This is a genomic window from Stenotrophomonas humi (assembly GCF_001431415.1).
In the GTDB taxonomy this organism is placed as follows: Bacteria; Pseudomonadota; Gammaproteobacteria; order Xanthomonadales; family Xanthomonadaceae; genus Stenotrophomonas; species Stenotrophomonas humi.
Genome location: NZ_LDJI01000049.1, coordinates 23,778 through 33,261 on the forward strand (window position 1 = coordinate 23,778; position 9,484 = coordinate 33,261).

General features: G+C 63.2%; 13 protein-coding genes. 7 read left to right on the forward strand and 6 right to left on the reverse strand.

Translation table 11 applies throughout. The features are described from left to right. Positions 1-52 precede the first annotated feature (52 nt). Both dnaK and grpE read right to left on the reverse strand, forming a co-directional pair. A complete protein-coding gene (gene dnaK, locus ABB26_RS17730) occupies positions 53-1,975 on the reverse strand; it encodes a molecular chaperone DnaK (protein WP_057636036.1) in 1,923 nt (640 codons plus the stop codon). A gap of 141 nt (positions 1,976-2,116) precedes the next feature. Continuing rightward, positions 2,117-2,632, reverse strand: a complete 516-nt coding sequence (gene grpE, locus ABB26_RS17735) for a nucleotide exchange factor GrpE (protein ID WP_057636037.1) — start codon at positions 2,630-2,632, stop codon at positions 2,117-2,119. 182 nt (positions 2,633-2,814) lie between these two features. Between grpE and recN the strand changes: the two genes are divergently transcribed. Beyond that, the gene (gene recN / locus ABB26_RS17740) at positions 2,815-4,482 is read left to right on the forward strand and encodes a DNA repair protein RecN (protein ID WP_057636038.1); all 1,668 of its coding nucleotides are present in this window, start codon (positions 2,815-2,817) and stop codon (positions 4,480-4,482) included. Positions 4,483-4,736: 254 nt separating this feature from the next. Here recN and fur read toward each other — a convergent pair whose 3' ends face one another. After that, positions 4,737-5,144, reverse strand: coding sequence for a ferric iron uptake transcriptional regulator (gene fur / locus ABB26_RS17745; protein ID WP_057636052.1), 408 nt, complete (start codon positions 5,142-5,144; stop codon positions 4,737-4,739). Positions 5,145-5,249: 105 nt separating this feature from the next. On the opposite strand from fur, the gene ABB26_RS17750 reads away from it, so the two are divergent. Continuing rightward, a complete protein-coding gene (locus ABB26_RS17750; protein WP_057636039.1) occupies positions 5,250-5,645 on the forward strand; it encodes an outer membrane protein assembly factor BamE in 396 nt (131 codons plus the stop codon). Positions 5,646-5,666: 21 nt separating this feature from the next. On the opposite strand, the gene ABB26_RS17755 is transcribed toward ABB26_RS17750, so the two are convergent. Next, positions 5,667-5,924, reverse strand: coding sequence for an RnfH family protein (locus ABB26_RS17755; protein WP_057636040.1), 258 nt, complete (start codon positions 5,922-5,924; stop codon positions 5,667-5,669). 3 nt (positions 5,925-5,927) lie between these two features. Continuing rightward, positions 5,928-6,356, reverse strand: coding sequence for a type II toxin-antitoxin system RatA family toxin (locus ABB26_RS17760; protein WP_057636041.1), 429 nt, complete (start codon positions 6,354-6,356; stop codon positions 5,928-5,930). A 51-nt stretch (positions 6,357-6,407) separates the two neighbouring features. Here ABB26_RS17760 and smpB point away from each other — a divergent pair, with 51 nt between their 5' ends. Further along, a complete protein-coding gene (gene smpB, locus ABB26_RS17765; protein WP_057636042.1) occupies positions 6,408-6,911 on the forward strand; it encodes an SsrA-binding protein SmpB in 504 nt (167 codons plus the stop codon). 2 nt (positions 6,912-6,913) lie between these two features. Continuing rightward, positions 6,914-7,330: a GNAT family N-acetyltransferase gene (locus ABB26_RS17770; RefSeq protein WP_245626266.1), complete on the forward strand. Its 417-nt coding sequence runs from the start codon at positions 6,914-6,916 to the stop codon at positions 7,328-7,330. On the opposite strand, the gene ABB26_RS17775 is transcribed toward ABB26_RS17770, so the two are convergent. After that, on the reverse strand, positions 7,327-7,953 hold the full coding sequence (locus ABB26_RS17775) for a hypothetical protein (protein ID WP_057636044.1): 627 nt from the start codon (positions 7,951-7,953) through the stop codon (positions 7,327-7,329). The two genes, ABB26_RS17770 and ABB26_RS17775, sit on opposite strands and share 4 nt — an antisense overlap. Positions 7,954-8,079: 126 nt before the next feature. Here ABB26_RS17775 and ABB26_RS17780 point away from each other — a divergent pair, with 126 nt between their 5' ends. The 3 genes from ABB26_RS17780 to ABB26_RS19350 all read left to right on the forward strand — a co-directional run. Next, the gene (locus ABB26_RS17780; RefSeq protein ID WP_057636045.1) at positions 8,080-8,448 is read left to right on the forward strand and encodes a DUF6713 family protein; all 369 of its coding nucleotides are present in this window, start codon (positions 8,080-8,082) and stop codon (positions 8,446-8,448) included. A gap of 390 nt (positions 8,449-8,838) precedes the next feature. Further along, positions 8,839-9,132, forward strand: a complete 294-nt coding sequence (locus tag ABB26_RS17785; RefSeq protein ID WP_057636046.1) for a hypothetical protein — start codon at positions 8,839-8,841, stop codon at positions 9,130-9,132. A 172-nt stretch (positions 9,133-9,304) separates the two neighbouring features. Further along, positions 9,305-9,484: hypothetical protein (locus tag ABB26_RS19350; RefSeq protein WP_211261991.1), on the forward strand; the 180-nt coding region annotated here is incomplete at its 3' end.

The window sequence follows — 9,484 nt, forward strand, 5'->3', positions numbered from 1 at the left end:
AGGACAGGAAAGGGGTGATGGCCGAAACCATCACCCCCGCGCTCCTGTTGGATCAGGACTTCTTGTCGTCCTTGACCTCGGTGAACTCAGCGTCCACCACGTCATCGGCCGCCTGGCCTGCAGCAGCGGCATCCGGTGCCGCGCCGCCCTGCTCGCCAGCCGAAGCGGCGGCATACAACGCCTGGCCGGCTTCTTCCAGCGCCTTGGCACGGGCTTCGATCTGGGCCTTGTCATCGCCCTTCATCGCCGTTTCCAGGTCCGCCAGCGCGGCTTCGACCTTGCCGATCACGTCGCCGCCAACCTTGCTGCCATGCTCGGTGATGGCGCTGCGGGTGGCGTGGATCAGGCCATCAGCCTGGTTGCGGGTCTGCACCAGCTCCTGGAACTTCTTGTCTTCCTCGCGGTTGGCTTCCGCGTCGGCGACCATGCGTGCGATCTCCTCCTCGGACAGACCCGAACCGGCCTTGATCTCGACCTTCTGTTCCTTGTTGGTCTTCTTGTCCTTGGCCGACACGTGCAGGATGCCGTTGGCGTCGATGTCGAAGGACACCTCGACCTGCGGCATGCCGCGCGGTGCCGGCTCGATGCCGGACAGGTCGAACTTGGCCAGCGACTTGTTGTAACGGGCCTGCTCGCGCTCACCCTGCAGCACGTGCACGGTCACGGCCGACTGGTTGTCTTCCGCGGTCGAGAACGTCTGCGACGCCTTGGTCGGGATGGTGGTGTTCTTCTCGATGATCTTGGTGAACACACCGCCCATGGTTTCGATACCCAGCGACAGCGGGGTCACGTCCAGCAGCAGCACGTCCTTGACGTCGCCGCCCAGCACGCCGCCCTGGATCGCAGCACCCAGTGCCACGGCTTCGTCCGGGTTGACGTCCTTGCGCGGTTCCTTGCCGAAGAACTCGGTCACGGCCTGCTGCACCTTCGGCATGCGGGTCTGGCCACCGACCAGGATCACTTCGCTGATGTCGCTGGTGCGCAGACCAGCGTCGTTCAACGCGATGCGGCACGGCTCGATCGAGCGCTTGATCAGCTCTTCGACCAGGGCTTCCAGCTTGGCGCGGGTCAGCTTGATGTTCAGGTGCTTCGGGCCCGACGCGTCAGCGGTGACGTACGGCAGGTTCACTTCGGTCTGCTGCGCGGTCGACAGCTCGATCTTGGCGCGCTCGGCGGCGTCCTTCAGGCGCTGCAGGGCCAACGGATCCTTGCGCAGGTCGATGCCCTGGTCCTTGTTGAACTCATCAACCAGGTACTCGATGACGCGGTTGTCGAAGTCTTCGCCGCCCAGGAAGGTGTCACCGTTGGTGGCCAGCACTTCGAACTGCTTCTCGCCGTCGACATTGGCGATCTCGATGATCGACACGTCGAAGGTGCCACCGCCCAGGTCGTACACAACGATCTTGCGATCCTTGTTGTCGCCCTTGTCCAGGCCATAGGCCAGTGCAGCGGCGGTCGGCTCGTTGATGATGCGCTTGACGTCCAGACCGGCGATGCGGCCAGCGTCCTTGGTTGCCTGACGCTGGCTGTCGTTGAAGTAGGCCGGCACGGTGATGACCGCTTCGGTGACCTTCTCGCCGAGGAAGTCTTCGGCGGTCTTCTTCATCTTTTCCAGCACGCGTGCGGAGATTTCCTGCGGCGCCATCTTCTTGTCGTCGCTGGTCTGCACCCAGGCATCGCCATTGTCATGGGCGAGGATGCCGTACGGGACGTGTGCGATGTCCTTCTGAACTTCGGCGTCGGTGAACTTGCGGCCGATAAGGCGCTTCACCGCATAGAAGGTATTCTTCGGGTTGGTGACCGCCTGGCGCTTGGCCGAGGCGCCCACCAGCACTTCGCCGTCCTTGGTGTAGGCGACGATGGAGGGCGTGGTGCGGTCGCCTTCCGAGTTTTCGATGACGCGGGCTTTGCCGCCGTCCATGATCGCCACGCACGAGTTGGTGGTGCCGAGGTCGATACCAATGATCTTGCCCATGGGAGGACTCCTGAAAATTCTGGTGCCGGCAACTGCCGGGGATGAATGGGATGTGGGGGGCGGCGCGATGACATTCAAGCCATCCCCGGAACACTGATTGCTGTTGGCCGGCGCCGTTTAACCAGCGGCCAGCCGGGTGGGTCAGTCGACCCGGGCCACCACCACCAGCGCCGGCCGCAGCAGGCGCTCGTTGAGCAGGTAGCCCTTCTGGAACACCTGGACCACGCTGCCGGGGGCCGCGCCATTGGCGTCGACCTGGCTGATGGCCTGGTGGTGTTCCGGGTTGAAGGCCTCGCCCATCGGGTTCAGCAGGACCAGGCCGTTGTCGGCAGCCACTTTCAGCAGCTGCTTGTAGGTCAGCTCCATGCCCTCGCGCAGCGGATTGGGCTCCGTGCCAGCGGCAGCGAGACCGGCGTCCAGGCTGTCGAACACCGGCAGCAGTTCGCCCAGCAGCTTTTCGTTGGCGAACTTGCGGGCCTGATCGACATCACGGGCCACACGCCGGCGCTGGTTTTCCAGGTCGGCGCGCTCACGCAGTGCGTCCGCCTTGACCTGCTCCAACTCGGCACGCAGGGCTTGGATCTGCGCTTCGTGCTGATCGGCCAACACGCCATCAGCACCGGTTTCAAGATTGGTTTCGGGGTGATCTTGGTTCATTTCCGGTTCCCTGGCGGAGGTTCTGCCCGCCTACCCCGCCCCGTATGTGGGCGTTGCGGTCGGTTTCAAGGTTCCGGCTCATCTTTTGAGACAGTGCGTCGCTATCCTGCGACAGCTAGCACCTCTGCATTGACCTGCCCGGCGCACATGCTAGCTTTGCCCGGCCCCACTAGCTGCCTGCCATGCTCAAACATCTTTCGATCAAGGATTTTGCTGTTGTCCGTGCCACCGAGCTGGAGTTTGGGCCGGGCATGACCGTTGTTTCGGGTGAAACCGGTGCGGGTAAATCGCTCATGGTTGACGCACTGGGCTTCCTGTCCGGCCTGCGCGCCGATTCCGGCGTGGTCCGCCACGGCGCCAGCCGCGCCGAGCTTTCGGCCGAATTCAGCCTTGAAGCCGACATGCCGGCCCGCCAATGGCTGCGCGACAACGAACTCGACGATGAAGACCAATGCCAGCTGCGCCGGGTGATCCGTGCCGACGGCGGCTCACGCGCTTTCATCAATGGCCGCCCGGTACCGGTATCGCAGCTGGCTGAACTGGCCGCCTTCCTGGTCGAAATCCATGGCCAGCACGATCAGCAGGCACTGCTCTCGCGGCCCAGCCAGCTGTCGTTGCTGGACGCCTTTGCCCGCAACGAAGCCGAACGCGCTGCCGTGCGCGCCGCCACGACCGGCTGGCAGGCCCTGCTGGACGAGCGCGACGCGCTGTCCCAGCAAGGTGACGTCTCCGACCGCATCGGCTTCCTTGAACACCAGCAAGGTGAGCTGCAGCGTGAGGAACTGGAACCGGCCGCCATCGCCAACCTGGCCAGCAGCCACCGCCGCCAGGCCCATTCCACCGCCTTGATCGAAGCCTGCCAGCGCGCAGGCGGCATGCTCAATGGCGACGACGATTCACCGTCCCTGCTGTCCCTGCTGCAGCAGGTGCGTCAGGAGCTGGCACGTGTCAGCCAGCACGACAGCCGCCTGGGTGACGTCGACGGCATGCTCGACGCCGCCGGCATTCAGCTGGATGAAGCGCTGGCGCAGCTGGACCGCGTACAGGACGACCTGGACAGCGACCCGGACGCCTTCGAGGATATCGAACGCCGCCTCGGCCGCCTGCACGATCTGGCGCGCAAGCACCGCGTACCGATGGAAGAACTCGCCAGCACCCGCGACCGCATCGAAACGGAGCTGGAACAACTGCGCGGCGCCGACGAGCGCCTGGCCAAGCTGGCAGGTGAAATCGACAAGGCCGCCAGTCACTGGCAGGCCCAGGCCGCACAACTGAGCCAAAGCCGCAAAGCTGCCGCCAGTGCGCTTTCAGACACCACGACCGCACTGATCGGCGAACTGGGCATGGGCGGCGGCCAGTTCCTGATCGCACTGGAGCCTCAGCCACAGTTGCGCCCGGACCCCAACGGTGCCGAGCGGGTCGAATTCCTGGTGGCCGCCAACGCTGGCCAGCCGCCTCGCGCCCTGCGCAAGGTCGCCTCGGGCGGTGAGTTGTCGCGCATCTCCCTGGCCATCGAAGTGGCCGCCCTTGGGCTGGACGCCGTGCCGACCATGGTGTTCGACGAGGTGGATTCGGGCATCGGCGGCGCCATCGCCGACATCGTCGGCAAGAAGCTGCGCGCCCTCGGCGAACGCCGGCAGGTGCTGTGTGTCACCCACCTGCCGCAGGTCGCCTCCAAGGGCCACTCGCACTACCGGGTCAGCAAAGCGCCGGTGGAAGGCATGACCCAAAGCGCCGTGGAACTGCTCGACGCCAAGGGCCGCGAGGAAGAGCTGGCCCGCATGCTGGGCGGCGCCGAAGTCAGCAAGGAAGCCCGCGCCGCCGCCCGCAAGCTGCTGACGGAGGCTTGAAGCCATAAGGCTTGAACTTTGGGTTTGAGCCTGGGCTTTGGGCCTCAAAGTCTTGCCTCCCGCCCGCGCGACAGAGACTGGGGTGAGGGCAGCTCCCGGGCTTTCCAGCTCCCGCCCCCAAAGTGCCCTCCCCAAACCTCCCTTCGGCCTGCGGCGAAGGGAGGGAGCAAAAGTCCCTTCCTCAAAAACAAAAACACCGGCCAAGGCCGGTGTTTTCCATTCCCGTGACACGGCCAGAAGGCCGCGCTACCGACTCAACGCCGCTTCTTGCGCACGTACAACACCAGGGAATGCTCTTCCAGGTCGTAGCCGTGATCGGCTGCGATCTTGCGCTGCAGCTGTTCGATCTCGTGGCTCTCGAATTCGATGATCTTGCCGGTGTCCATATCCACCATGTGGTCGTGGTGGCTACCGCGGTCCAGTTCATAAACCGCCTGGCCGCCTTCGAAGTTGTGCTTGAGCACCAGCCCGGCCGCTTCGAACTGCGTGAGCACACGGTAAACCGTGGCCAGGCCGATCTCGTCGCCGCAATCAAGCAACTGCCGATAGATATCTTCGGCGGTCAGGTGGTGATGGGGGGTGTTTTGCTCAAGCAGGGCAAGGATGCGCATCCGGGGATGCGTCACCTTCAGGCCGACTTTGCGCAGGTCATTGGATTCCATGGCCATCGTGTTCATTGGCGGTTTTCCCGCCAGTTGTCTCCGGTCAGATCGCGCTGGGTGCCGGGGAGTGTATCATCGGCTCGATATCCTAAATCGCCCTACCCAATGCGCAACCTCCTGTTGATCGCCGTAGTCGCCCTGTCCACCACCGGCTGCGGCATCATCTACAAGCAGCCCATTTACCAGGGCAACCTCATCCGCGAGCAGTCCGTGGCCCAGCTGCAGGCTGGCCAGAGCAAGCAGCAGGTCAATGCGCTGCTGGGCACGCCGTCCATTCCCGACCCGTTCCACGCGCAGCGCTGGGACTACACCGCCAGCCAGCGCGTTGACCGCCTCGGCCGCACCGAAGTGAAGAACTTCACGGTGTTCTTCGAGAACGACCAGGTGTCGCGCTGGGAGGGTGACTACTTCCCGACCCAAGACGCCGAACTCGCCCGCAAGAGCGTGCGCCAGTTTGGCCGCAACCTGGCCAAGGACAAGAAGAAGCGCGGCGGCCGCTAAGCACCACCGCTGCTTGAAAACTCAATCGCCGCCGCGCGCACGCCGGCGGCGATTTTCTTTGGGGTCGGCCAACAAGGGCCGCAGCAACTCGACCCGGTCACCGTCCTGCAGCAGCTGCTGCGGCCGCGCCAGCAAGCCGTGGACAGCGTAGGCAACCGCCTCACCGCCAACATCCAGCGCAGCCATTTCCACCGCATCGGACAGCACGCAGCCCTCAGGCAGTTCCAGCTCCTGCCGCTGATAGCGATCCGGCCAGGCCAGCACGACTTCCACGCGCATGACTCAGTCCTCCTGGTCGGCCACACGCACGAAATCGTTGACCATGCGGTCAGCCAGCCCCTGGAAACCCAGTGCCAGCGCCGGCCCCAGCAAGCGCGAAGTCGGCTCGAACTCCAGCTCCAGGGTCACTTTGCAGGCGTTGTCGGCCAGCGGCTGGAAATCCCAGCGGCCGTGCAAGCGCTTGAACGGACCGTCGCGCAACTGCATATCGATGCTGCGCGGGCGCTGCAGCGTGTTCTCGGTCATGAACCAGGTGCGGAACGAGCCCAGCCCCAGATCCAGCCGCGCAACCAGCTTGTCCTCCCCTTGTTCGAGGATGTCCGCTCTGTCACACCAGCGGAACCGGCGCGGATAGGCGGAGACGTCATTGACCAGGTCAAACATTCGCTCTGCAGAGTGTTCGACCAGAGCGCTTCGGCGGATGGTAGGCATGAGGAATACGATGGATATCCGGAATGCCTCCGAATCGGAGACAATACGTAAATGAGCAAGAACACCGGCAAGGATAAAGCAAAGAGCGCGACGGCCGACAAAACCATCGCGTTGAACAAGCGTGCCCGTCACGAATACCACCTCGAAGAGCGTTTCGAGGCCGGCTTGGTACTGCAGGGCTGGGAGATCAAGGCCATCCGCGCCGGGCGTGGCAACATGACCGACGCCTACGCCTACGTGAAGGACGGCGAGATTTTCCTGATCGGTGCCCAGATCACCCCGCTGATCCAGGCATCGACCCATACCATTCCCGAAGACCGCCGCCAGCGGAAGCTGCTGCTGCACCGGCGCGAGATCGACAAGCTGATCGGCCGCATCGAACGCGACGGCTACACGCTTGTGCCCACCGCGATGTACTGGAGCAGGAACAAGATCAAGCTCGAGATCGCACTGGCCAAGGGCAAGCAGGCCCACGACAAGCGCGACAGTGCCAAGGATCGCGACTGGGCGATCGAGAAGCAGCGCGCCATGCGCAACCACAACCGCAACGCCTGATCGTGGCGAGTGCTGAGGTGCGCGTCGCCAGCACGCAGGATGTGCAGGAGTTGTGCGCACGGTTGCTGGCCTTCAACCGCAAGGCCAGCGGCTTCGGCTTCGACGAGTCCCCGCTGCAACTGGCCAGTCACGACGCCGAAGGCAGGCTCGTCGCCGGCCTGCTTGGCGAAATCTGCGCCGGCTGGCTCACCCTCCACATAGTGTGGGTTGATCCGGACAATCGCAGCCACGGACTGGGCAGCCAACTACTGTTGCAGGCAGAGCAACAAGCCAAGGCTGCCGGCGCGCATGGCGTGCTACTCGACACCTTCGACTGGCAGGCCGAAGGCTTCTATCTGCGCCACGGCTACGAAGTATTTGGGCGACTGGCCGATTTTCCTCTAGGCCATGAGCGCATTTACCTGCGCAAGAAGCTCTAGCCCAGCAGCACATCACGCCGCCGACGGCGCAGCATCCCCGGCCGCTGCAGGCTTGCATGCAGCACGCTCAAGCTCACCACTTCAGACAGCTCCGCCGCGTGCCGGTCCTCACCGGCCAGCCATTGCCGGGCCGCGACAGCCGCGTCCGGTGATAACAGGGCCAATATCTCCGCATCTTCCAGCCCATCAGCCTGCAACTGCACGGCCCGCGAAAGCTGGACCAACCGCGCGGTCCGTATCAGCACCTGCGCCAAGCCCAGAGCCATGGCGGCCAACGCCGTCCGCTGCACGCCAGCCGGCTCCAGCCCGGCCCATCCCGACTGCAGCAGCAACAGCAGCAGAACGGCAAGCAGGTACACGCCCAGCCAACGCCGCCGTACCGAGCGCATCCAGCCAACCAGCACCGCGCAGAGCAACAACACCAGCGGTGCAAGCGGCGGCCAATACAAGCGCCCGGCCCAGACCGTTGTCAGCACCAGCGCCGACAACAGCAGATAGAACGGCGCAGGCGCCAGTAAGCGCTGCCGCAACCGGGCACCGACACCATTTACCATGGCTTGCAGATGGCGCGTATCGCGTTGCTGCATGACTGAACCCAACTGGTCGAGATCGAAAGCAGGCATCCTCCCGCCCTGAACGTCGCAGAAAGGTCGCCGCGAAGTTAATCCCGACGTGCCGCGGAGTGCATCGCGCGGCAATTCCGGCGCTCGGTTGACTAGACTGCCCCCCCCCTCTGGAGCTTGAACACGATGGATCGCTGGTACACCGCCACATTGCTGTCCCTGATCATTCACCAGATCGACGCGGCCTACTGGCACGAATGGGATATGTTCCGGGTTCCCGGCGGCATCCAGGGGTTTCTCGTATTCAACGCAGTGGCTGTGGGGCTGTTGCTGTACGGCTACCGCCAGGTGGTACTGGGCACGCGCCACGCAAGCCGATATGCCCTGCTCTGTGGAGGCATAGGCGTACTCACCGCACTGCTGCATGCAGGCTTTGCAGCCACCGGGCACCAGCAGTTCAACCTGCCACTGTCGATCGCGACCATCGCAGCATGCCTGGCAAGCGGCACCGGCCTATTGTTGAAGGCCAAGCACTCCGCCAATTCAGACGAGTGACTGTTCAGGCTTTTCGCTGATGAAGTAGGTCGCTTCTGCGCAGGAGCGCATATCAAAGCAATGCGTTCGCCCGTCGCAACTGAACTCCGCTGTTGTCGCGACAGGGTCAACCTGCGCCAGAGCTGGTACGGAAGACAGCATCTTTGGACCGTGCCCATTCTTGACCTTTCCGTATCCGTACCCAGCCAAAGCGCCCGCGACAACCAGTACCAAGAGCTCCTTCATCATCCCTGACCCTCTCGTTTCCCAGCGGCGAGCCTATTAAGAATGGCTTGACCAACAAGTTAGTCAGATTTCCCCTACAGTCATTCGGGGATATTCCGCATGGAATCGGAGAATCCCTGACACCAGGATCTGTATCTTCCCGTGCAGCCACATAGGTGGATGCCTATGAGCTACGACAGCCTGCGTGCCAACTTCGATAACCTGGCCTTCGAGATCGTCGTCGAAGGATTTGGGCTGTCTCCTACCGAGCGCAGCAGCAAAATGCAGGAGCTATGCATCCTTGCTGCGAAGATAGTTCTTGAGGTCGAAGGTTCAGACGACGAAGTCAGGATCCTCTGCAACCTTGATGGAATCATGCATCGGGCACACAGCCGGATCAGCGCTCTTGAGCAGTGCGAGGACCTGCGCGCAAAGTCCGCCCGAAACTATCTGGTCAGCCTCCACGCGCCCGCCTACTAAGCTTCCGTCAAACGCCGCAACACAGGCCTCTTAGATGAGCTAACGCCATTATTGCACTCAGTAATGGTGATTTCATTTATTTGACATTCATAAACATGAGGTGCTCTTATGCCGCAGCCGCTCCAGTCAGGACGGCGAACACCAACATCTCAACAAGGTGAGGGGCAAACGGATGGGCATCTCTCGTTGGTTCATCGTCGGCGCCGTGACGCCGATTCTACTGCTGACACCTGTCAGCGAATCTTCCGCCATGATTCACGTCGGCGGAGGCGTGTGGTGCGTCGAAACCTTCGTGGATGGCAATTTCTCGGGTCTAGGAAACTGCTACTCCTATGAGGGCGGAGGCGGAGGC